General features: G+C 66.8%; 23 protein-coding genes and 1 pseudogene. 8 read left to right on the forward strand and 16 right to left on the reverse strand.

Translation table 11 applies throughout. The annotated features are described in order from the left end of the window. The 3 genes from groL to U1E69_RS17300 all read left to right on the forward strand — a co-directional run. On the forward strand, positions 1-1,231 hold a 1,231-nt coding region (gene groL / locus U1E69_RS17290; protein WP_322245664.1), incomplete at its 5' end, for a chaperonin GroEL. A gap of 62 nt (positions 1,232-1,293) precedes the next feature. Next, positions 1,294-1,848 carry an N-acetyltransferase gene (locus U1E69_RS17295; protein WP_322245665.1) on the forward strand — a complete coding sequence of 185 codons (555 nt, stop codon included), beginning with the start codon at positions 1,294-1,296 and terminating at the stop codon, positions 1,846-1,848. Next, the gene (locus U1E69_RS17300) at positions 1,848-2,699 is read left to right on the forward strand and encodes a DMT family transporter (protein ID WP_322245666.1); all 852 of its coding nucleotides are present in this window, start codon (positions 1,848-1,850) and stop codon (positions 2,697-2,699) included. Before U1E69_RS17295 ends, U1E69_RS17300 begins: the two co-directional genes overlap by 1 nt. Here U1E69_RS17300 and U1E69_RS17305 read toward each other — a convergent pair. The 3 genes and pseudogenes from U1E69_RS17305 to U1E69_RS17320 all read right to left on the reverse strand — a co-directional run bounded on the left by U1E69_RS17305 (position 2,666) and on the right by U1E69_RS17320 (position 4,086). Then, complete coding sequence (locus tag U1E69_RS17305) at positions 2,666-3,148, reverse strand: GNAT family N-acetyltransferase (protein ID WP_322245667.1); 483 nt, start codon at positions 3,146-3,148, stop codon at positions 2,666-2,668. The two genes, U1E69_RS17300 and U1E69_RS17305, sit on opposite strands and share 34 nt — an antisense overlap. After that, positions 3,135-3,634 (reverse strand): annotated as a pseudogene (locus U1E69_RS17315) (GreA/GreB family elongation factor). Before U1E69_RS17315 ends, U1E69_RS17305 begins: the two are co-directional and overlap by 14 nt. Beyond that, on the reverse strand, positions 3,631-4,086 hold the full coding sequence (locus U1E69_RS17320) for an NUDIX domain-containing protein (protein ID WP_322245669.1): 456 nt from the start codon (positions 4,084-4,086) through the stop codon (positions 3,631-3,633). Before U1E69_RS17320 ends, U1E69_RS17315 begins: the two are co-directional and overlap by 4 nt. An 89-nt stretch (positions 4,087-4,175) precedes the next feature. Between U1E69_RS17320 and U1E69_RS17325 the strand changes: the two genes are divergently transcribed. After that, a complete protein-coding gene (locus U1E69_RS17325; protein ID WP_322245670.1) occupies positions 4,176-4,925 on the forward strand; it encodes an alpha/beta fold hydrolase in 750 nt (249 codons plus the stop codon). On the opposite strand, the gene U1E69_RS17330 is transcribed toward U1E69_RS17325, so the two are convergent. From U1E69_RS17330 to U1E69_RS17345, 4 genes are all read right to left on the reverse strand, one after another. After that, the gene (locus U1E69_RS17330; protein ID WP_322245671.1) at positions 4,837-5,337 is read right to left on the reverse strand and encodes a low affinity iron permease family protein; all 501 of its coding nucleotides are present in this window, start codon (positions 5,335-5,337) and stop codon (positions 4,837-4,839) included. The two genes, U1E69_RS17325 and U1E69_RS17330, sit on opposite strands and share 89 nt — an antisense overlap. Positions 5,338-5,485: 148 nt before the next feature. After that, positions 5,486-6,550 carry a 5-(carboxyamino)imidazole ribonucleotide synthase gene (locus U1E69_RS17335; RefSeq protein ID WP_322245672.1) on the reverse strand — a complete coding sequence of 355 codons (1,065 nt, stop codon included), beginning with the start codon at positions 6,548-6,550 and terminating at the stop codon, positions 5,486-5,488. Next, positions 6,543-7,022: a 5-(carboxyamino)imidazole ribonucleotide mutase gene (gene purE, locus U1E69_RS17340; RefSeq protein ID WP_322245673.1), complete on the reverse strand. Its 480-nt coding sequence runs from the start codon at positions 7,020-7,022 to the stop codon at positions 6,543-6,545. Before purE ends, U1E69_RS17335 begins: the two co-directional genes overlap by 8 nt. A gap of 71 nt (positions 7,023-7,093) precedes the next feature. After that, positions 7,094-7,312 (reverse strand): YdcH family protein, encoded by a 219-nt coding sequence (locus tag U1E69_RS17345; RefSeq protein WP_322245674.1) that lies wholly within the window; start codon positions 7,310-7,312, stop codon positions 7,094-7,096. Between the two features lie 213 nt (positions 7,313-7,525). Between U1E69_RS17345 and U1E69_RS17350 the strand changes: the two genes are divergently transcribed. The 3 genes from U1E69_RS17350 to U1E69_RS17360 all read left to right on the forward strand — a co-directional run bounded on the left by U1E69_RS17350 (position 7,526) and on the right by U1E69_RS17360 (position 8,792). Beyond that, positions 7,526-7,984 (forward strand): Hsp20 family protein, encoded by a 459-nt coding sequence (locus U1E69_RS17350; RefSeq protein ID WP_322245675.1) that lies wholly within the window; start codon positions 7,526-7,528, stop codon positions 7,982-7,984. Further along, entirely contained in the window at positions 7,981-8,208 is a 228-nt protein-coding gene (locus U1E69_RS17355) for a DUF1150 family protein (protein WP_322245676.1), read from the forward strand. Before U1E69_RS17350 ends, U1E69_RS17355 begins: the two co-directional genes overlap by 4 nt. 110 nt (positions 8,209-8,318) lie before the next feature. After that, the gene (locus U1E69_RS17360) at positions 8,319-8,792 is read left to right on the forward strand and encodes a cytochrome b (RefSeq protein ID WP_322245677.1); all 474 of its coding nucleotides are present in this window, start codon (positions 8,319-8,321) and stop codon (positions 8,790-8,792) included. Positions 8,793-8,795: 3 nt separating this feature from the next. On the opposite strand, the gene U1E69_RS17365 is transcribed toward U1E69_RS17360, so the two are convergent. The 8 genes from U1E69_RS17365 to U1E69_RS17400 all read right to left on the reverse strand — a co-directional run bounded on the left by U1E69_RS17365 (position 8,796) and on the right by U1E69_RS17400 (position 17,600). Further along, positions 8,796-9,239 (reverse strand): hypothetical protein, encoded by a 444-nt coding sequence (locus U1E69_RS17365; protein WP_322245678.1) that lies wholly within the window; start codon positions 9,237-9,239, stop codon positions 8,796-8,798. Then, entirely contained in the window at positions 9,236-10,942 is a 1,707-nt protein-coding gene (locus U1E69_RS17370; protein WP_322245679.1) for a bifunctional sulfate adenylyltransferase/adenylylsulfate kinase, read from the reverse strand. Before U1E69_RS17370 ends, U1E69_RS17365 begins: the two co-directional genes overlap by 4 nt. 297 nt (positions 10,943-11,239) lie before the next feature. Further along, positions 11,240-11,719: an RNA pyrophosphohydrolase gene (locus U1E69_RS17375; RefSeq protein ID WP_322245680.1), complete on the reverse strand. Its 480-nt coding sequence runs from the start codon at positions 11,717-11,719 to the stop codon at positions 11,240-11,242. A gap of 5 nt (positions 11,720-11,724) precedes the next feature. Next, entirely contained in the window at positions 11,725-13,074 is a 1,350-nt protein-coding gene (locus tag U1E69_RS17380) for a S41 family peptidase (RefSeq protein WP_322245681.1), read from the reverse strand. 5 nt (positions 13,075-13,079) lie between these two features. After that, positions 13,080-14,195, reverse strand: a complete 1,116-nt coding sequence (locus U1E69_RS17385) for a murein hydrolase activator EnvC family protein (protein WP_322245682.1) — start codon at positions 14,193-14,195, stop codon at positions 13,080-13,082. Beyond that, positions 14,192-15,739, reverse strand: coding sequence for a 2,3-bisphosphoglycerate-independent phosphoglycerate mutase (gpmI, locus tag U1E69_RS17390; RefSeq protein WP_322245683.1), 1,548 nt, complete (start codon positions 15,737-15,739; stop codon positions 14,192-14,194). The genes U1E69_RS17385 and gpmI overlap by 4 nt, the downstream gene beginning before the upstream one ends. 92 nt (positions 15,740-15,831) lie before the next feature. Next, entirely contained in the window at positions 15,832-16,734 is a 903-nt protein-coding gene (locus tag U1E69_RS17395; RefSeq protein WP_322245684.1) for a DMT family transporter, read from the reverse strand. Further along, positions 16,731-17,600, reverse strand: a complete 870-nt coding sequence (locus U1E69_RS17400) for a DMT family transporter (RefSeq protein ID WP_322245685.1) — start codon at positions 17,598-17,600, stop codon at positions 16,731-16,733. Before U1E69_RS17400 ends, U1E69_RS17395 begins: the two co-directional genes overlap by 4 nt. A 282-nt stretch (positions 17,601-17,882) precedes the next feature. Here U1E69_RS17400 and U1E69_RS17405 point away from each other — a divergent pair, with 282 nt between their 5' ends. After that, positions 17,883-19,409: an ATP-binding cassette domain-containing protein gene (locus U1E69_RS17405; protein ID WP_322245686.1), complete on the forward strand. Its 1,527-nt coding sequence runs from the start codon at positions 17,883-17,885 to the stop codon at positions 19,407-19,409. Here U1E69_RS17405 and U1E69_RS17410 read toward each other — a convergent pair. Next, positions 19,396-19,977 (reverse strand): heme-binding protein, encoded by a 582-nt coding sequence (locus U1E69_RS17410; RefSeq protein WP_322245687.1) that lies wholly within the window; start codon positions 19,975-19,977, stop codon positions 19,396-19,398. The genes U1E69_RS17405 and U1E69_RS17410 overlap by 14 nt on opposite strands. Positions 19,978-20,137: the final 160 nt, after the last annotated feature.

Raw genomic sequence — 20,137 nt, forward strand, 5'->3', positions numbered from 1 at the left:
CAAGGACAGCGCTGAAGTCGCCCAGGTCGGCACCATCTCGGCCAACGGCGAAGCGGAAATCGGCCGTCAGATCGCTGATGCGATGCAGAAGGTCGGCAACGAGGGTGTCATCACCGTCGAAGAGAACAAGGGCCTGGAGACGGAAACCACCGTCGTCGAAGGCATGCAGTTCGACCGCGGCTACCTGTCGCCCTACTTCGTCACCAACGCCGACAAGATGATTGCCGAGCTGGAAGACGCCTACATCCTCTTGCACGAGAAGAAGCTTTCGTCGCTGCAGCCGATGGTTCCGCTGCTGGAAGCCGTGATCCAGTCGCAGCGCCCGCTGATCATCGTGGCTGAAGACGTCGAAGGCGAGGCTCTCGCCACCCTCGTCGTCAACAAGCTGCGCGGCGGCCTCAAGATCGCTGCCGTCAAGGCGCCGGGCTTCGGCGACCGTCGCAAGGCCATGCTGCAGGACATCGCGATCCTGACCGGTGGCCAGGTGATCAGCGACGATCTGGGCATGAAGCTTGAGAATGTCACGCTGGACATGCTGGGCCGTGCCAAGAAGGTCATCATCAAGAAAGACGACACCACCGTCATCGACGGCGCTGGCGACAAGGCCGAGATCGAAGCCCGCGTCGGCCAGATCCGCGCTCAGATCGAGGAAACCACCTCGGACTACGACCGCGAGAAGCTGCAGGAGCGTGTGGCCAAGCTGGCGGGCGGCGTTGCCGTCATCCGCGTCGGCGGCATGACCGAAGTCGAAGTCAAGGAACGCAAGGACCGCGTTGATGACGCCCTGAACGCGACCCGTGCGGCCGTTCAGGAAGGCATCGTCGTCGGTGGCGGCGTCGCCCTGATCCAGGCTGGCAAGGTGCTGGAAGGCATGACCGGCGCGAACAGCGACCAGAACGCGGGTATCGCCATCGTGCGCCGCGCGCTGGAAGCCCCGCTGCGCCAGATCGCCGAGAACGCTGGCGTCGACGGCGCTGTCGTGGCTGGCAAGGTCCGCGAGTCGAAAGACACCTCGTTCGGCTTCAACGCCCAGACCGAAGAGTACGGCGACATGTTCGCCTTCGGTGTGATCGACCCGGCCAAGGTGACGCGGACGGCTCTGGAAGATGCGGCTTCGGTCGCGTCGCTGCTGATCACCACCGAAGCGATGATCGCAGACCGTCCGGAGCCCAAGGGCGCCCCGGCTGGCGGCGGCATGGGCGGCGGCGGCATGGGCGGCATGGACTTCTGACCCAGCCTCCCTCAGGATCGGAAGGGCGGCCTTCGGGCCGCCCTTTTGCTTTGGAGACGCCCTTGGTCATCGGTCCAGATTTCTCACGCGAAATGCGCTCCGGCGAAGAGGGTGAAGTCGATGCCCTTCTGCGCGCCGCCTTTCCGGGGCCGGAAGAGGCGAAGCTTGTCCGTGACCTTCGAGCCTCCGGCCAGATGGTGGCCGAAATGGTGACGCCATGGCAGGACCGCATCGCCGCCTATGCAGCCGTCAGCCGAATGGTCGCGCCGGAGGGCTGGATTTGCCTTGCCCCCGTTGCCGTCTGGCCAGAGTGGCAGCGCGGGGCGCTGGGCAGGAATGACGGCGACAGCCGGCCAAATCCGTACCATTTCGGCACAAGACTGGTCTCGATGCTCGTAACGGTGGTCAGGAATTCTTCTGTCTTTTCAATTGGCAGCGCAACTCCCACTCTGGTCGTCCTCGGCAAACCCTCTTTCTACGCCCGCTGCGGGTTCTCGCTAGAGCGCGCTGAGCGGCTGACCTCTCCCTATCCGATTGCAAACACGCTGATCGCCCGGTCGGGGGACGACACCCCCGAAGCAACGCTTGTCTATCCGGCCGCGTTTGACGGGGTCTGATGCGCCTGTTCCTCCTCACCGCCCTGACGATGCTGGCCTTCGCGGCCAATTCCGTCCTGAACCGCTGGGCGGTCGGGCCGGGGCATATCGGCGCGGTGGAGTTTGCAATGATCCGGCTGGTGGCCGGGGCGGCGATGCTGGCGGTTCTGGTCCTGTGGCAGCGGGGTGGACTGGCCTGGCCCGGCGCGCGAGGCCGCTTGGCGGGGGTGCTGGGGCTGTCGGTCTATCTGATCGGGTTTTCGCTGGCTTATCGCGGGCTGGATGCCGGGACGGGGGCGCTGGTGCTCTTCGGCATGGTGCAGGTCACGATGTTTGCGGGGGCGTTGGTGTCGCGCGAGGCGGTGCCGGGGCGGCGCTGGGCCGGGGCTGGGTTGGCGCTGGGCGGGCTTGTACTGATCGCGGCGCCGGGCGCGGTGGCGGCGGTGCCGTTGGCGCTGATGGCGGCGGCGGGAGTGGGTTGGGGCGTCTATTCGCTGGCCGGGCGCGGGGCGGTGGACCCCCTGGCGGCGACGGCGTGGAATTTCCTGTTGTCGGTGCCATTGGTCCTTCCGCTGGGTCTGCTGGCGGGGGTGGCCTTGCCGGATGTGACGGGAGTGGCGCTGGCCATCGTCTCGGGAGCCGTGACCTCGGGCCTTGGCTATGCGCTTTGGTATGCGATCCTGCCCCGGCTTGGAGCGGGGCGGGCGGCGGTAGCGCAGCTCACGGTGCCGGTGATCGCGGCTTTGGGTGGGGCGGTGCTGCTGGCGGAACTGCCGGGGGTGCGGTTCTGGCTTGCGACCGTGCTGGTCCTGGGCGGGGTGGCGCTGGCGAGCTTGCCTTACAGGTCCAGGACCATTCGCTCCAGCCAGTGACCGGTGATCTTGTCCTGCCCCCTCTTTCCGGTGGGCTTGAACCCCTCCCGTTCCCAGAACGCCCGGCCACGGGGGTTCACGTCGAGGACGGCAAGGTAAAGCCGGGCGGCATGGCGTTTGCGGGCGAGTGTAACCACATGTTCGAGAAAGCTGCGCCCGTGGCCCGAGCCTTGCGCCCAGGGGCCAAGCATCATCAGCACGAGATAGGCGTCGTTCGGTTCGGGGAAACCATAGGACAGGTCGGCCACGCCGGAAAGCCGTTGGTCGATGAACATCCCGAGTCGGTCGCTTTGCGCGGGATCACAGTTCGGGGGCGCGTCGGTGAAGAATTCAGCCGCCTGATGGGGCGGGTCACAGCGGCCTTCGGCCAGCAGCCAGTAGTCCGGTGCTTCGCGGTAGAATTGCGCGACGAGGGCGGTTTCCGAGGGGAAGAGCTCACGGATGCGCATGGGTGATCCTGGTGACTTCAAGGTTGATTGGACCGGCGGGGCGCTTCCAGGTCACCACATCTCCGACCTGAGCGCCGAGGAGCGCCCGGGCGAGGGGGAGTTCGGGGCGATGCGGTGGCGGGGGGCGTCGGCTTCGTCCTCGCCGGTGATTTCGTAGGTGGTCTGGGTCCCGTCCTGATCGGCCACGGTGACCGCAAGCCCGAAGGCGACCTCGGTCAGGTCATGGGTGGCGGGGTCGATGACGACGGCGGCCTTCAGGCGAGCGTCCAGCCAGCGCAGGTCGCGTTCGGCAGCGGCTTCGGGAAGCTTGTCCAGCCGGTCGGGGCGGGCTTTCAGCCGCGCAAGGTCGGCCTGCCGTTCCAAGATCTTCGCTTGCAGCGTGGCAAGGCCCCGGGGCGTCAGGATGTTCGGGCCGGGGGGAACGGGGAGTTCCGGCAGGTCGGATCGGTCGGCCCCGGCATCCTCGTTGACGAAAGCGCGGCTCATTTCAGGATCACTTCCAGCGGGTCGTAGCGGGCTGACGCAGTGCCCCAGGCGGCATCGGGCAGGCTGTCGGGCTTGAAGCGGATCTGTCCGGCGGCAAGTTCCGTCCGGGAAAAGAAGCGGCGTTGGGTCACGACACCTTCGGGGTCCAGCCAGGCATCGTCAAGGTCGCCCCGGGTCACGCTGCAGCGGAAGAACAGGTCGACCTGGTGAAAGCCTGTCTGGGGGTCGTGGAATTCGTTGACCAGGACGGGGGGGCCGACGGCGATGGTCAGGCCGGTTTCCTCCATCACCTCGCGGGCCAGGTTTTCCGGCAGGGACTGGCCCGCCTCGCAGCCGCCACCGGGTGCGCACCAGAGGCCAAGGTGCCCGTCGGGGTAGGCGTTCACCAGCAAAAGCCGGTCTTGATGCAGGATCAGCGCACGCACGGCGAGGCGGGGTTTCATCTTGGCCATGCGGCAAAGCCTGTGACGCTGCGTCGGCTTTGTCCAGAGGCGGGAATTCCGGGCTTGCTGAGGCGGCGCGGCGGGCAGACAGTTGCGTCATGTGGCTGACCGGACGCCTTTCCCGCTTCCTGCCCGCCCCCGCGTCCGAAGAGGGCGCGGGAGTGGCCGATGCCGTGGTGCTACTGCACGGGCTGGCCCGGACCGACGCCTCGCTGGCCCCGATGGCGCTGGCGCTGAAGGCAGCGGGGTTCCGGGTGGTCAATTGGGCCTACCCGTCCACCAAGGCCGCTCCAGAGGCGCTGGTTGCCGAGGTTGGCCGCGCCGTCGATGCCGCGGGACCGGGGCGGGTGCATTTCGTGACACATTCGATGGGCGGTATCCTGCTCCGGGACTGGCTGACCACGCAGCGACCGGCGCAGATGGGGCGGGTGGTGATGCTGGCCCCGCCGAACCACGGGTCCGAACTGGTGGACAAGCTGGGCGACAACCCGGTGTTCAGCATGATGAACGGCAAGGCGGGGCTGACGCTGGGAACCGGACCGGAAAGCTGGCCGAACCGCCTGCCGCCTGCCGACTATCCGCTGGGTGTCATCGCCGGGACGCGGTCGCTGAACCCGGTCTGGAACGCGATGCTGCCGGGGGCGAACGACGGCAAGGTGACAGTGGAAAGCACCAGGCTGGACGGCATGGCCGAGCATCTGGTTCTGCCGGTGACCCACACCTTCATGATGGTGAACCCAGTGGTGGTCCGTCAGGTCCTCAGCTTCCTGCGCGAGGGGAAGTTCGACCCTTCGCTGACTCTGAGCTCTGTGGTGAAAGAGACGTTTCAGGCGGTGCAGTCTGGCTGACGACTTCGGGCGTGCCGGTGTCGGTCATGCCCTTGTCCAGCTGCGCGCGGCCAAAGCTGGCAAGCGCCTCATACTGGCGGACGAAAGCGGCAAGCTCCTTCTCCTCCAGTTCCTCCAGATCCAGCAGCGACAGATGCGCGCCGCGGGTGGCCCGGATCAGCTCGTCCAGTTTCAGCTGCATCGCCACGGTGTCGCGGTTCTGGGTGTTCTGGATCAGGAAGACCATCAGGAAGGTGATGATCGTGGTGCCGGTGTTGATCACCAGCTGCCAGGTGTCGGAAAAGGCGAAAAGCGGGCCGGTGACCAGCCAGAGGACGATCAGGCCGACGGCCAGCAGGAAGGTCATCGGGCGGCCGGACAGCTGGGCGATCCAGCGGGCGGCGCGGGTGTAGACAGAGGCTTTGTCGGTCATGATGTCCCCCGGTGGGTGTCGATGACCGAGCCAACGCACAAACCGGCGATCGGTGCCGTGATCTGTGTCACCCCGAAACAAGCTCGTCGTGGACTTCGTCACTCCTCGCGGGTTCTGCGACGAGGAGACGCAGTCGAACGAGGAGCGGTCAGGGGCGCAGAATGCGGTTCACGTGGCCCATCTTGCGGCCCGGACGCGGGGCGCCCTTGCCGTAAAGATGCACCGCCGTGTCGCGGGCTTTCAGCAGGTCGGGGACCGTCAGGATGTCATCGCCGATCAGGTTCTCCATCACCACGTCGGCGTAGCGGTTGCCGTCGCCGAGCGGCAGGCCCGCCACGGCGCGGATGTGCTGTTCAAACTGGTCGACGGTGCAGCCTGCTTGCGTCCAGTGGCCCGAGTTGTGGACGCGGGGGGCGATCTCGTTGACAAGAAGGCCGCGCGGGGTGACGAAAAGCTCCACCCCCATGACGCCCACATAGTCGAGCGCGTTCAGGATGCGGGCGGCAAGCAGGATGGCGTCGGACCGCTGGCCGGGGTTCAGTTTGGCGGGAACCGTCGTGGTCCGCAGGATGCCCTCGCGGTGGATGTTTTCGCCGGGATCGAAGCAGGCGACCTGGCCGTCCAGGCCGCGGGCGGCGATGACGCTGACCTCGTGGTCGAAGGCGACGAAGCCTTCCAGGACGCAAGATGCGTTCATCATCGACGCCCAGGCCGCGGGGATGTCGGCGGTGTCGGTCAGCTTGACCTGACCCTTGCCGTCGTAGCCAAGGCGGGTGGTCTTCAGGATGGCGGGCAGGCCCAGTGTGCCGGCAGCGGCGCGCAGGTCGGCTTCCGAGTTCACAGCGGCCCAGGGGGCGGTTTGCAGGCCAAGATCGTTCAGGAAGGACTTCTCGCTGATCCGGTCCTGGCTGATCGCCAGCGCGCGGCGGTTCGGGCGGATCGGTTTCAGCGATTCCAGCAGGTCGAGGGCCGATGTCGGGACGTTCTCGAATTCGTAGGTGATGACGTCGACCGCTGCGGCGAAAGCGCGAAGGGCGGCTTCGTCCTCATAGGGGGCTGATGTCACGGCAAGGGCGACGTCACCTGCAGGGGCCGCGCCCGGTTCGTAGATGTGGCAGCGATAGCCAAGGCGGCTGGCGGCGACGGACAGCATCCGGCCAAGCTGGCCACCGCCAAGGATGCCGATGGTCGCGCCCTGCGGCAGTTCACTCATCCTTCGGCTCCTCGGGGATAGAGGCGGACAAGGCCTCGCGCCAGGCGTCCAGTCGGGCTGCGATGGCCGCGTCCGAGACCGCCAGGATCGCCGCCGCCATCAGGCCCGCGTTGGCCGCACCGCCGATCGCCATCGTGGCGACGGGGTAGCCCTTGGGCATCTGCAGGATAGAATAAAGCGAATCGACGCCGGACAGAGCCTTGGTCTGCACCGGCACGCCGATCACCGGGACCCGGGTCTTCGACGCCATCATGCCGGGCAGGTGCGCGGCCCCGCCCGCCCCGGCGATGATCACCTTCAGCCCGCGCGAGACGGCGGTCTTGCCGTAGTCCCACAGCCGGTCGGGCGTGCGGTGGGCCGAGACGATCTTCGCCTCATACGCGATGCCGAGTTCGTCAAGGATTTCAGCGGCGGCTTTCATGGTGGGCCAGTCGCTTTGCGACCCCATGATGATTCCGACGGATACGACCATGCGCGCCCCCTTGTTTCAGGCGCGATTACCGGGAACCGCGCGCAGGGGCAAGCGTCAGGCGATGATCCCCGTCACGCAATGATGTCGGGGATCAGCATATCCTCGATCTTCACGATCTGGTCCTTCAGGAACAGCTTCTGCTTCTTCAACCGGCGCAGGGTCAGCACGTCAGGACGACCCGTTTCCTCCAGCGCATGGATGGCCTGGTCCAGGTCGCGGTGTTCGCGGCGCAGAACCTCAAGCTTGATGCCAAGCATTTCGTCGTGGGTGAGTTCGGTGGGGGCGTTCATGGCTGTGACGAATCAATTCCTGCCTTTCGGGAATGATATAGGAAAGCGCTGCCCTTGCGTGAAGGTTTCTGTGCGAATTCCCGACGATGATGAGCGTTTCTGCCCGTGGCACGGCCCTTGCGGGGCGCGACGGGCGGCCCCATATTCGAAGGACGCGGTGCCTGACTGCAGGGCCGCAAAGACCGAACCGTCGCTTATGCCAAGGACTGTCCGATGACGAAACTAAGCTTTGGGGCCCATCCCTACCTTCTGGGGTTCGAGCAGCTGGAACGGCTGGTCGAACGCACCGCGAAATCCGGGGCCGAGGGTTATCCTCCGTTCAACATCGAGGCGGTGGCCGAAAACGCTTACCGGATCACTCTGGCCGTCGCAGGTTTCCGCGAGGAGGACCTGTCGATCACGGTCGAGGACCGGCAGCTGGTTGTGCGGGGCCGTCAGGCTGACGATGTGGCGGAGCGTGTGTTCCTGCATCGCGGAATCGCCAGCCGTGCCTTCCAGCGCAGTTTCGTCCTGGCCGATGGGGTCGAGGTCGCGGGGGCCACGATGGAACACGGGCTTCTGCACGTCGACCTGCGCCGCCATGTGCCGGAAACCGTGGTGCAGACGATCCGGATCGGTCGCAAGGATGCCGCGTCCAATGGGACGGGCCACAAGGAAGGGGTCAAGACGTGAACACTCCATTCAACGGGCTGCCGCAAGGGGCCGACCGGATTGTCTATGTCCGCGAGATCGCGGTCACGGACCTGCCGGACGAAGTGCGCGAACAGATGGACGGGCTGGAGGTGATCTGGTCGGTCCACGGGGCGGACGGCCGCCAGCTGGCGCTGGTCGCGGACCGCAAGCTTGCGTTCCATCTGGCGCGCGAGCATGACTTCACGCCCGTAAGCGTGCACTGATTTCAGCACAGGGCAGCGGGTGGCCTATGGCGCGCCTGTGACAGAACTGGCCTTTGACGACGGAACGACTACGCTGAGGCGTAGGTGTCATGTCGTCAACGGAGGTCATCTTGAAAACCACTACCGGATACTCGGGGCTGCAGATTGCCCTGCACTGGCTGATTGCCATCCTGATCGTGACCGCCTGGTTCACGGGTGAGGGTGCCGAAGAGGCGATGGAAGTGGTCGAAGAGGGCGGGACCGTCGGCTTCGTGCCGCATGTGGCCGTGGGGCTGTCGATCCTGGCGCTGGTCGTCGTCCGGGTGCTGGTCCGTCTGACGCGCGGGGCCCCTGCCGCCCCAGGCGCGCCGGGCAGCCTGTCGGTTCTGGCAGCGGACTGGGGCCACCGGCTGATCTATCTTCTGATGATCGCGGTTCCGCTGGGCGGGATCAGCGTCTTCTTCCTGGGCCTGGACGTGGGCGAGATCCACGGGCTGGCGGCGAACCTGCTGATGCTGGTGGTGCTGGGCCACGCGCTGATGGCGCTTTACCATCAGTATGTGCTGAAAGACGGACTCTTGCGCCGGATGATGAAGCCGGACTAGCGGTCAGGGCGCCGCCCGTTCGGCCACGTGCAACAGGGCGGCCCCCGGTTCGATGCGGGAGAGCAATGGCTCGTCCATCGGGCAGGTCACCTTGTCCTTGGACGTCAGCCTGAGGGTGAACTCCTCGCCCGTGTCGGCGCGCCCGATGATCGCATCCGCTTCGGCCCGGTAATGCAGGCAATAGCCGGGGTTCGTGTCTTCGTAGAGGTAGCAGACATAGCCGTTCTGGACCTGCCAGATGCCTGCCTGGCAGGTGCCAACGGCGTCCTGCCAGATCACCTTCCGGTCATTCAGGAAGATTTCGATGCCTTGCAGGGTGCCGTCGGCGAAGTAGGTGCCGAATGCGTGACCCTCGGTCCGGGCCTGGAATTGGTCGGGCGACAGCTCTTGCGCCTGCGCCGCCGGGGCAAGCATCAGGGCAAAAGCTGTGGCCGCGGCGCGGATCATGCGCGGATCAGGCCCATCTGTTCCAGCTTCAGCAGCACTTGGTGGGCGCAGTGGTCGACGTCGACGTTCTCGGTGTCCACCACAAGCTCGGCCTGGGTCGGGGCCTCGTAAGGGTCTGAGATTCCGGTGAATTCCTTGATCTTGCCCTCGCGCGCCAGCTTGTACAGGCCCTTGCGGTCGCGGCGTTCGCATTCTTCAAGGCTGGTGGCCACGTGCACCTCGATGAAGGCACCGAAGGATTCGATCATCTCGCGGACGGCACGGCGGGTGGCGGTGTAGGGCGCGATGGGGGCGCAGATCGCGATGCCGCCGTTCTTGGTGATCTCGGACGCCACATAACCGATGCGCTTGATGTTGAGGTCGCGGTGTTCCTTGGAGAAGCCAAGCTCTGACGACAGGTGTTTCCGCACCACGTCGCCGTCAAGGAGGGTGACCGGGCGGCCGCCCATCTCCATCAGCTTGACCATGAGGGCGTTGGCGATGGTGGACTTGCCCGAGCCCGAAAGGCCGGTGAAGAACACGGTGAAGCCCTGCTTGGACCGGGCAGGCGAGGTCTTGCGCAGTTCGTTGACAACCTCGGGGAAGGAGAACCATTCCGGGATGTCCAGGCCTTCGCGCAGGCGGCGGCGCAGTTCGGTCCCGGAGATATCAAGGACGGTGGAGCCTTCCGGGATCTCGTTCGCGGGGTAGTACTGGGCCTTTTCCTGCACGTAGACCATGTGCTTGAAGTCGACCATTTCGATGCCGATTTCGGCGGCGTGCTGGGCGAACAGTTCCTGCGCGGCGTAGGGGTCGTAGAAATCCTTGCCCTGGGAGTTCTTGCCCGGACCGGCGTGGTCGCGGCCGACGATCATGTGGGTGCAGCCGTGGTTCTTGCGGATCAGCCCATGCCACACAGCCTCACGCGGGCCGGCCATGCGCATGGCGAGGTTGAGGAGGGAAAGGGCCGTGGTCTGGGCGGGGTATTTGTCCAGAACCGCCTCATAGCAGCGCACACGGGTGAAGTGGTCGACGTCGCCGGGTTTGGTCATGCCGACGACGGGGTGGATCAGCAGGTTCGCCTCGGCCTCACGCGCGGCGCGGAAGGTCAGTTCCTGATGCGCGCGGTGCAGGGGGTTGCGGGTCTGGAAGGCGACGATCTTGCGCCAGCCGAGCTTGCGGAAGAGCGCGCGGAGTTCGTTCGGCGTGTCGCGGCGGGCCTTGAAATCGTAGTGGACGGGTTGCTGGATGCCGATCACCGGGCCGCCAAGGTAGACCTTGCCCGCCTGGTTGTGCAGGTAGTTCACTGCCGGATGCGCCAGATCGTCGGCACCGAAGACCTTCTCGGCCTCGACGGCCTTGTTCGGCACCCACTTGTCGCTGATCGACAGGATCGCCAGGATCACGCCTTCCTGGTCGCGCAGCGCGATGTCCTGACCCGGTTCGACCTTGTCGGCGAAGGCTTCGGACACGTCCAGCGTGATCGGCATCGGCCACAAAGTGCCATCGGCCATGCGCATGTTCGCGACGACGCCATCGTAATCCGCCTGCCCCATGAACCCCTTCAATGGCGCAAAGCCGCCGTTCATCAGCAGCTCAAGGTCGCAGATCTGGCGTGGGGTCAGGTCCCAGGAGGGCAGCTGCCCGGCCTCGATCTTCAGCTTCTGGGCCGAGTCGTACGAGACGTAAAGCTCGGGGATCGGGGCGTGGTTCTGCAAATACATGGGACAACCTTTCAGCGCGGCAGGTTCCCCCGCCAGTTGCGCGGGGCGTAGCCCGACCGGGGGGGCCATATCAAGCGGATGCGGGGGATTTTGCGCAGATAAGGCGGAAATCGCGGGGCGACGGGCGCGGATGGGCAACGGTTCTGTGGCGCGGCAAGGGGCGGGACAGATTTCCCGTCATTAGGGGTTTGCGGCGACGTTTCGGAATTCTGTTCTGCAAGGACCGCTCGTCGATGACTTCGTCACTCCTCGCTGGCGCACGCCGCCGACGAGGAGACGAAGTCGAACGAGGAGGCGTCAGGCGAGATAAGCGCGGAAGCTGCGGATGACTTCGTCGTAGACGGCGCGCTTGAAGGGCACGATGCTTTCGACCATCTCGTCGGCCAGAATCCAGCGCCAGGACGCGAACTCGGGGTGGTCGGAGGCGATCTTGATGTCGCTGTCCTGGCCCTTGAAGCGGAAGAGGAACCACTTCTGCCGCTGGCCCCGGTACTTGCCGCCCCAGACGCGGCCCAGAAGTTCGGGCGGCAGGTCGTAGGTCACCCAGCCATGCGTCTTGCCCACGAATTCCACCAGGTCGCGGGTGACGCCGGTTTCTTCCCAAAGCTCGCGGTAGGCGGCCTCGCGCGGTTTTTCGCCCTCGTCGATCCCGCCTTGCGGCATCTGCCAGGCGGGTGAGGGGCTGTCGATCCGCTGACCGGCAAAGACCATGCCGCGGGCGTCGATCAGGACGACGCCCACGCAGGGCCGGTAGGGCAGGCTTTCGGGGTCGGTCATAAGGGTTACGGCTGTTCCCCGGCGATGGCGGTCAGGCCCTTGATGATGTCGACGGCGTAGGCCAGCTGGTAATCCTCGTCCCGAAGCTTGGCGGATTCTTCGGCGCGCTCCTGCTCTTCCTGGTAGAGGCGCTTTTCCTCGTCGGTCATCGAGTCGTTGGTGATCGCCCCGCGCAGGTCGGCTTCCGACCGGTCGCGCCGCGCTGCGGACTGCTCTTCCTCGGCGGTGGCCTCATCGGCGGGCGGGGGGGCGGGCTGCTGGACGACGATGTCGGGCGAGATCCCAAGCGCCTGGATCGAGCGGCCCGAGGGCGTGTAATAGCGCGCGGTGGTCAGGCGCATGGCGCCGTCGCCGCGCAGCGGGATCAGCGTCTGGACCGAGCCTTTGCCGAAGCTTTTGGTGCCGACGACGATGGCACGGCGATGGTCCTGCAGCGCACCGGCCACGATCTCGGAGGCCGAAGCAGAACCGCCGTTGATCAGAAGGACGATGGGTTTGCCTTCGATCAGGTCGCCAGGCTGGGCATTGTAGCGTTCGCCGCTTTGCGGATCGCGGCCCCGGGTCGAGACGATCTCGCCCTTGTCGAGGAAGGCGTCCGAGACGGTGATCGCCTCGTTCAGCAGGCCGCCGGGGTTGTTGCGCAAGTCGATGACCACGCCGTCAAGGTTGGCCATGCCGCCCAGTTCTTCCAGGCCCTTCTTCAGCTCTTCGTTCACGCCGGTGGTGGTCTGGTCGTTGAAGGTGGTGATCCGCAGGACGATGGTCTTGCCCACAACGCGGCCCCGCACGGCGGTCAGCTTGATCGTGTCGCGGATGATCGAGACGTCGAAGGGCTCCGGCGTGCCTTCGCGGACGATGGTGATGATGATCTCGGACCCGATCGGGCCGCGCATCTTTTCGACGGCGTCGTCAAGAAGGAGGCCCGAGACCGGCTCGCCGTCGACATGGGTGATGAAGTCGCCTGCCAGGATCCCGGCCTTGTCGGCGGGGGTGTCGTCCATCGGGGCGATGACCTTGATAAAGCCTTCCTCTTGGGTCACCTCGATCCCGAGGCCGCCGAATTCGCCCCGGGTCTGGACCTGCATGTCCTCGAAGTCCTTGGCGGACAGGTAGCTGGAGTGCGGGTCCAGCGAGGTCAGCATCCCGTTGATCGCGGCGGTCACCAGTTCGTCGGTCGGGACCTCTTCGACATATTGCGAGCGGACCCGTTCGAAGATGTCGCCAAAGAGGTCAAGCTGGTCATAGACCGAACTGTCCTGAACCGCCTCTTGCGCGACGAGGGGGCCTGCGATCTGCGTGGTCGCGATGACCCCGGCGACGGTTCCCGCCAGTGCGGCGATCACGTGTTTCTTCATCCTCGTCAGTCTCCTGTGCGGGCAAGTCCGGCGAACCACGGGATCGGGTCCACGGGGGCTGCCCCCTGTCTGAGTTCCATATAAAGCGTTTCCGTGTCGCGCCCACCAGAGCGATCTGGCGACCCGGCCACGAATTCCGCAGCAGCACCGGACGGCCCGCCCATCAGGCCCAGGGGTGCGTCGGCTGCGACAACCTCTCCCACTTCGCCATACAGGGTTTCCATCCCTGCAAGAACCAGGAGATAGCCGTCGCCGGGTTCAAGGATCATCACATTTCCGTAGTCGAGAAGCGGTCCCCGGTAGCGGATCGTGGCGGGCCAGGGCGCGGTGACCAGGGCGAGGGGCTGGGTGGCCAAGGTCACCCCGGGGCGGCGGACCCCTGCCGCGTCGGCTTCATCCGGGCGGCGCAGGATCGTGCCCAGCACCGGCAGGGGCAGGCGGCCCTGTTCGCCGGCAAAGGAGGTACCGCTTTCGGCATCCGGCGACAGGCCCGCGGCGAAGGCGTCCAGCGTGTCGGCGCTGTCCAGCAGTCCTTTCAGCACCTCGGGGTCATCGGTGAAGCGTCTGGGCAGGTCGGTGCGGTCCGAGATCGCTTGCGACAGTTCGGTGCGGGCGTCCTGCGCGGTGGCAAGGCCGGTCTTCAGCACCTCGCCTGCCGAAAGCTGCAGGGCGCGAAGGTCGGCGAGTTCCTGCAGCTCGGCCTTCAGGGCGGCGGCTTCGGACTGCAGGGCGGGGGTGACGTCGGCCAGAATCATGCCGGAGCGCGCGCTGCCGACGGCGCCTTCGGGGTGCAGCAGGAGAAGCGGGCCGGGGTTCGCCTCCATCGTGGCAAGGACGCCCAAGAGCCGCCCGATCCCGTCGCGCTTGGCGTCGAAGGCGCGGGTCAGCGTCGCCTCACGGAGGGCCGCTTCGCGCAGCGCGCCGCGCAGGGCGGCCAGGCCGGATTCGTAGGCCCGGATCGTCCGGCTTAGCGCCGAGACCCGGTCGCGCGCTTCGGTCGCCTGCTCCAGTTCAGCGACGGCCGCTTGCAGTTCGGTTGACGCCCGTGCGGCCTGCTCGGCCACGGTCTCGGCCTGCAGCGGCAGGGCCAGAAGGCACAGAAGGGCGGCGGTGCGGATCATGCGATGAGGGTCTGGGCCGGCAAGCTTTGGCCCAGCAAGCTTTGGCCGGTCATCTCGGCGGGCTGGGGCAGGCCCATAAGCTGCAGAAGCGTCGGGGCCAGGTCGGCAAGGCGGCCGCTGCGCAGGGTGGCACCGGGGGGGCCGCCGACCAGGATCACCGGGACCGGGTTCGTGGTATGCGCCGTATGGGGGCCGCCGGTGACGGGATCGACCATCACCTCGCAGTTGCCGTGGTCGGCGGTGACGATCATCGCGCCGCCCCTGGCCTGCAGCGCGGCCAGGGCGCGTGTGAGGCCGCGATCGACCGCCTCGCAGGCCTTGATCGCGGCGGGAAGCGACCCGGTATGGCCCACCATGTCGGGGTTGGCGTAGTTCACGACGATCAGGTCATAGCCCTTTTCGATCGCAGCCACGAAGTGGTCGGACACCTGATCCGCGCTCATCTCGGGTTGCAGGTCATAGGTCGCGACCTTGGGCGATTGCGGCATGGCGCGGTCTTCGCCGGGATAGGGAGCCTCGCGCCCGCCGTTCAGGAAGAAGGTGACGTGAGGGTATTTCTCGGTCTCGGCGAGGCGGAACTGGGTCAGGCCGTGGTTGGCGACCCATTCGCCCAGGGTGTTGATCAGGACGCGCTTGGGGAAAGCGGTGCCGATGTAGGCGTTGTGGAGGTCGGAGTATTCGACCATCCCCAGCAGCACCGACCACTGCGGTCGGGTGCCGGTGTCGAAGGCGGTGAAGGTCGGATCGCCGATGGCGGCGAGAATTTCCCGCGCGCGGTCGGCGCGGAAGTTCAGGCAGAAGACCCCGTCGCCGTCCTTGGCGCCGTGGTAGCCGTCGATCACCGTGGGGGCGAGGAATTCGTCGGTCTCGCCCTTGCCATAGCTGTTCGAGACGGCGGTCAGCGGGTCGGGCGCGGTCTCGCCCTTGGCGTGGACGATCGCGTCGTAGGCGCGGCTGACGCGTTCCCAGCGGTTGTCGCGGTCCATCGCCCAGTAGCGCCCCGTGACCGTGGCGATGCTGGCGCCATAGGGGAGGCGCTTGACCAAGGCCTCGACAAACCCCTGCGCCGAGGACGGCGCGACGTCGCGGCCGTCGGTCACGGCGTGCAGCGCGACCGGGACTCCAAGTGCGGTGATCGCCCGGCAGGCGGCAAGGACGTGGTTCACATGGCCATGCACCCCGCCGTCCGAGACGACGCCCATCAGATGCGCGGTCCCGCCCTTGGCCTTCACTTTGGCCGCAAAGTCCAGGATTGCCGGGTTCTTCGCAAAGCTGCCGTCCTCGACCGCAAGGTCAATGGCCCCAAGGTCCATCGCCACCACCCGGCCCGCGCCGATGTTGGTGTGCCCGACCTCGGAGTTGCCCATCTGCCCCGTGGGCAGGCCCACGTCCGGCCCGAAGGTGGTCAGCGTGGCGTGGGGGCAGGTGGCCCAGAGGTGGTTGAAGGTCGGCACATGCGCCTGGGCGGGGGCACTGGTGTCGGGGTTCGGGCCGATGCCCCAGCCGTCAAGGATGCACAGAACGACGGGTTTCGGGGCGGGCATCGGCAGTCTCCTTCTGTCTGGGAAGGCTTTTACGCGCGCTGGCGAAGCGGAGCAACCGGGACCGCTCCTCGCGGCGCTGCGCTTGCTCCTCGCTAGGGCTGCGCGCGGGTCAGGGCCGCCTTCTCGCGCACGCGTTGACGCCACAGGGTGAAGACGCCCGCTGCCACCACGATCCCTGCGCCGACGGCGACGTTGATCCGCAAGGTCTCGCCAAAGACCAGAAGGCCGATGCCGCTGGCCCAGACAAGCTGCAGATAGGCGAAGGGCTGGATTGCCGAAGCCTCGGCCACTGCGAAGGCGCGGATCAAGAGCCAGTGACCCAGCGCGGCGCTGCAGCACAGGGTCGCCATCCAGGCCCAGTCGCCGGGGCTCATCGGCTCCCAATGGGCCAGGCCGAAGGGGGTCATCGCGACCGCACCGACCACGCCGGTCCAGAAGAAGCTGACGGTGGTGCTGTCCTTCTGCGCCACGAAGCGCGTCAAAAGCCCGTAAAGCGCGAACATCGCGGCGGCCAGGAGGGGCACCAGCGCCCAGGGCGAGAAGACGCCGCCCCCCGGCTGCAGGATGATCAGGATGCCCAGAAAGCCGACCAGAATGGCCGTCCAGCGCCGCCAGCCGACCTTTTCGCCCAGGACCGGCCCGGAGAGGGCGGCGATGAGCAAGGGGTAGCTGGCAAAGACGGCATGTGCCTCGATCAGCCCCAGTTTGACGAAGCCGACCATCATGACCGCGATCTCGGCCACCAGGATCAGCCCCCGCGCCAGCTGGTGCCAGGGATAGGCCGACCGGGCCGCAGCACGGAGCCCGCCGTTGGAGCGCGCGGCCAGAGCCATGACGAAGACGGCGAAGAACCAGAACCGCACCATCACGACCATCGTGACGTTGTAGGTCGACCCCAGGTGCCGCGAGATGCCGTCCTGCGCGGCGAAGACCAGCGTCGTCGCGATCATCAGCCAGATGCCAAGCCGGGTGTCCTGCGGGGCCTGGTGGGTCATGCGGTCCTCCGCTCCAGCGACAGGGCGTAAAGGCCTGCCGCGACGACGATCACGCTGCCGATGGCGACGGGGAGTTCAAGCACCTCGCCGTAGACCGTCATGCCGATGATGGTGACAAAGACCAGTTGCAGGTAGGCATAGGGTTGGACCCGCGCCGCCTCGACCTGTTCGTAGCACTTCAGCAAAAGCCAGTGCGAGAGGATCGACAATCCGCAGTAGACGGCAAGGAACCCCGCGTCCTGGGGCAGCATCGGGGTCAGGGATGGCAGGCCGATTGTGGTGATCAGCCCCGCCCCGATGACGCCGGGCCAGAAGAAGGCGGGGAAGGTCGCCTCGCCGCGCGTCGTGAGGCGGGTCAGCACGGAGTAAAGCGCGAACATGAAGGCTGCGGCCAGGGGCAGGATCGCGGCCCAGGAAAAGACGCCCATGCCGGGGCGCAGGATGACCAGGACGCCCACCATCCCTGCGGCGACGGCGGCCCAGCGTTGCCAGCTGATCCGCTCGCCCAGGATCGGCCCCGACAGGGCCACGATCAGCAGCGGGCAGACCGAGAAGATCGCCAGTGAGTTGATCAGCCCGATCTGGGTGTAGCCCCAGACGATCAGGCAGATTTCCCCCACCAGAAGGCAGGACCGCACCAGATGCGTGGGCAGTCGGGCAGAGCGGATGGCGGCGCGGAAGCCTTCGGGGCGGCGCAGCGCCAGCAGGGTGACGAACCCGGCAAAGACCCAATAGCGGATCATGATGATCATCTGGGTGGAATAGGTCCCCGCCAGGTGCTTGGCGAAGGCGTCCTGCGCCGCAAAGGTTGCGACGGCGGCCACCATGAGCCAGATGCCCAGGGTCGGATTGCGCGAGGAGGTCATGACGCGGGCTGGCTATCATCTGGGGCGGGCGGGCGAAAGGGGCGGTGGGCACCAGAGCGGGGCGGGCGAAAGCGCCGCGACGCGCGCTTGACGCCTGGCCGGGTTCTGCGCAGACTTCGGGTGTCCAAAGGGAGTGTCCGCGTGATCCTGCGCGCCAACCACCACCATACGACCGGCCCTGTCTGTGCCCCGCATCTGATCGTGCGGGGCTGATCGGGGCCGACGACGTCTCTGATCTGCCCGAACGGCAGCACGTCTGCCTTGTCCGGACCGGAGACACCCATGTCCATCCTTACTCTGAAAGCCGCTGGCATCATGCTTGGCGCACCGTTGTTCTCACAACTTGACCTGACGCTTCACCCCGGCGACCGGCTGGCCATCGTGGCCCAGAACGGACGCGGCAAGTCCACGCTGCTGCAAGCCGTGGCGGGGGTGGCCGAGCTGACCTCGGGCGAGATCACCCGGCGGCGTGGGCTGGTGATCGGCCATCTGCCGCAGGACATGCCGCCGGACCTTGCGCCCCTGGCCCTGCGCGATGCCGTCCGGGCTGCGGTGGACGCGGACTGGCGCGCCGACATCGCGCTGGATGATCTGGAGATCCCCCAGGACCTGCGCGACCGGCGCATGGGGGATCTGTCGGGCGGCTGGCAACGCCTGGCCATGCTGGCCCGGGTCTGGGTCACGGAGCCGGACCTTCTGCTGCTGGACGAGCCGACGAACCACCTGGACCTGTCGCGGATCGGCCTGGTGCAGCGCTGGATTGCGGCGCTTCCACGTGCGACGGCCCTGATGGTGGTGTCGCATGACCGGGCGTTCCTGGATGAGGTCTGCACCCGGACTCTGTTCTTGCGCGAAAGCCAGTCGCAGGTTTTTGCGTTGCCTTATACCCATGCCCTTGCCGCGCTGGATCAGGCCGATGCCGCGACCGGCCGCCAGCACGATCTGGACCTGCGCGCCGCGCGGCAGTTGCGCAGGCAGGCGGCCCGGCTGAAGAACATCGGTGTCAACTCGGGCAGTGATCTGCTGGTGGTGAAGACCCGTCAGCTGACCGAGCGCGCGGCCAGGATCGAGGCTGCTGCGACCCCGGCCCACAAGCCGCGCAGCGCAGGCGAAATCCGGCTGGACACCAGCGAGGCCCGCGCCCGCGCGCTGATCTCGGTCGCGCCTTGCGCCGTCACGGCTCCGGGGGGCCGGGTGCTGTTTCACTGCCCCCAGCTTTGGATCGTGCCGGGTGACCGCGTCGTGCTGCTGGGAGCGAATGGGGTCGGCAAGTCGCGGTTCGTGGCTTTGGTCGAGGCCGCGCTGCGGGGCGGCGATGGCCCGGTTCGGGCGGCACCGACCGTGGTCGCGGGGATTGCCGATCAGGGGCTTGGGGGTCTTGACCCCGACGCCACGCCGCACGGGCTGGTGACCCGCCGCTTCGACCTGGGGGACCAGGCTGCCCGGACAGCCCTGGCGGGGGCTGGCATCGCGCTTGCCCTGCAGACCACCCCGATCCGCGCACTCTCGGGAGGTCAGCGGGCGCGGCTGCAACTGCTGGTGCTGCGGCTTACCCGGCCCAACTTCTTCCTATTGGACGAGCCGACCAACCATCTGGACATCGAAGGCCAGGAAGCGCTGGAGATGGAACTGGTCGCAAAGTCCACGGCGACCCTGCTGGTGTCGCATGATCGCAGCTTGATCCGCGCGGTCGGAACGCGGTTCTGGTGGATCGAGCCGGGTGGCAAGAACGGGGGCCGGCTGACTGAAGTGGACAGCCCCGAGCCCTTCATCCACCAGATGCTGAAAAACCCCGTCAGCGGATGGTGAAAGCCACCTCGTTCCGCCGCTTCCACGGCAGGGTCATCGGCGCGTCGTAGAAGTAGTAATGCGGCCCGTCGGTGATTTCATACCCCTGCGCCTCGGCCCAGTCGCGCAGGGCGTTGGCACGTTCGGCCAGTCCTGCACTGCCGGGCAGGCCCGAGAACCGCTCGACCAGTTGCCGCGAGGGGCCGGCGGGCACAAAGCGGATGCGGCCGTCGCGGGGGGCGGGAAGCGTCTCGGCAGTATAGCGGGCGGGCATCATGAAGCTGACCGTCCAGAAGTCGCGCTCGGCGGTTTGGGCGACGGGGACGGTCATGGCGATCTTCTCGCCCGTCGCATTGCCGCCGAAGATGTAGCCCGCCAGCATCCGGAACCCGGCCTGGATCGCGCCGGTCCGACCGCCCGTGACCTTCACCTCGGCCAGAAGATGCGGGCCGTAGGTCCGAATCTCGCGCGCGCCCTCGGACCACTCCATGCTGTAGGGCGGCATCTCATAGCCCTTGTGCGTCGCCTCGGCCCCTGCCATCCCCGCCATCGCACCCCCCAAGATCCCTGCCAGCACCAGTTTGCGCATCGAAACACCCCTGCTTTCAAGGGGACCTAGCTTGCCTGACCCGGAATTCGAGCGTATATCGCGCCCATGTCCGGGTTCATCTACTTCAACATCACCGATCACGCGCGGCTTCCGGCCCGCTTCTTCGGCATGACCCGCTGTGTCCTCGCCCGCGCCTGAC

This window comes from Tabrizicola sp. (genome assembly GCF_034366665.1).
Classification (GTDB): Bacteria; Pseudomonadota; Alphaproteobacteria; order Rhodobacterales; family Rhodobacteraceae; genus Tabrizicola.

What these genes read in the sequence shown, in the direction of transcription:
- U1E69_RS17300 (WP_322245666.1), top strand. Translation starts at nt 1,848, where the DNA reads ATGCGCCTGTTCCTCCTCACCGCCCTGACGATGCTGGCCTTCGCGGCC.
- U1E69_RS17305 (WP_322245667.1), bottom strand. Translation starts at nt 3,148, where the DNA reads ATGCGCATCCGTGAGCTCTTCCCCTCGGAAACCGCCCTCGTCGCGCAA.
- U1E69_RS17320 (WP_322245669.1), bottom strand. Translation starts at nt 4,086, where the DNA reads ATGGCCAAGATGAAACCCCGCCTCGCCGTGCGTGCGCTGATCCTGCAT.
- U1E69_RS17325 (WP_322245670.1), top strand. Translation starts at nt 4,176, where the DNA reads ATGTGGCTGACCGGACGCCTTTCCCGCTTCCTGCCCGCCCCCGCGTCC.
- U1E69_RS17330 (WP_322245671.1), bottom strand. Translation starts at nt 5,337, where the DNA reads ATGACCGACAAAGCCTCTGTCTACACCCGCGCCGCCCGCTGGATCGCC.
- U1E69_RS17335 (WP_322245672.1), bottom strand. Translation starts at nt 6,550, where the DNA reads ATGAGTGAACTGCCGCAGGGCGCGACCATCGGCATCCTTGGCGGTGGC.
- purE (WP_322245673.1), bottom strand. Translation starts at nt 7,022, where the DNA reads ATGGTCGTATCCGTCGGAATCATCATGGGGTCGCAAAGCGACTGGCCC.
- U1E69_RS17345 (WP_322245674.1), bottom strand. Translation starts at nt 7,312, where the DNA reads ATGAACGCCCCCACCGAACTCACCCACGACGAAATGCTTGGCATCAAG.
- U1E69_RS17350 (WP_322245675.1), top strand. Translation starts at nt 7,526, where the DNA reads ATGACGAAACTAAGCTTTGGGGCCCATCCCTACCTTCTGGGGTTCGAG.
- U1E69_RS17365 (WP_322245678.1), bottom strand. Translation starts at nt 9,239, where the DNA reads ATGATCCGCGCCGCGGCCACAGCTTTTGCCCTGATGCTTGCCCCGGCG.
- U1E69_RS17370 (WP_322245679.1), bottom strand. Translation starts at nt 10,942, where the DNA reads ATGTATTTGCAGAACCACGCCCCGATCCCCGAGCTTTACGTCTCGTAC.
- U1E69_RS17375 (WP_322245680.1), bottom strand. Translation starts at nt 11,719, where the DNA reads ATGACCGACCCCGAAAGCCTGCCCTACCGGCCCTGCGTGGGCGTCGTC.
- U1E69_RS17380 (WP_322245681.1), bottom strand. Translation starts at nt 13,074, where the DNA reads ATGAAGAAACACGTGATCGCCGCACTGGCGGGAACCGTCGCCGGGGTC.
- U1E69_RS17385 (WP_322245682.1), bottom strand. Translation starts at nt 14,195, where the DNA reads ATGATCCGCACCGCCGCCCTTCTGTGCCTTCTGGCCCTGCCGCTGCAG.
- gpmI (WP_322245683.1), bottom strand. Translation starts at nt 15,739, where the DNA reads ATGCCCGCCCCGAAACCCGTCGTTCTGTGCATCCTTGACGGCTGGGGC.
- U1E69_RS17395 (WP_322245684.1), bottom strand. Translation starts at nt 16,734, where the DNA reads ATGACCCACCAGGCCCCGCAGGACACCCGGCTTGGCATCTGGCTGATG.
- U1E69_RS17400 (WP_322245685.1), bottom strand. Translation starts at nt 17,600, where the DNA reads ATGACCTCCTCGCGCAATCCGACCCTGGGCATCTGGCTCATGGTGGCC.
- U1E69_RS17405 (WP_322245686.1), top strand. Translation starts at nt 17,883, where the DNA reads ATGTCCATCCTTACTCTGAAAGCCGCTGGCATCATGCTTGGCGCACCG.
- U1E69_RS17410 (WP_322245687.1), bottom strand. Translation starts at nt 19,977, where the DNA reads ATGCGCAAACTGGTGCTGGCAGGGATCTTGGGGGGTGCGATGGCGGGG.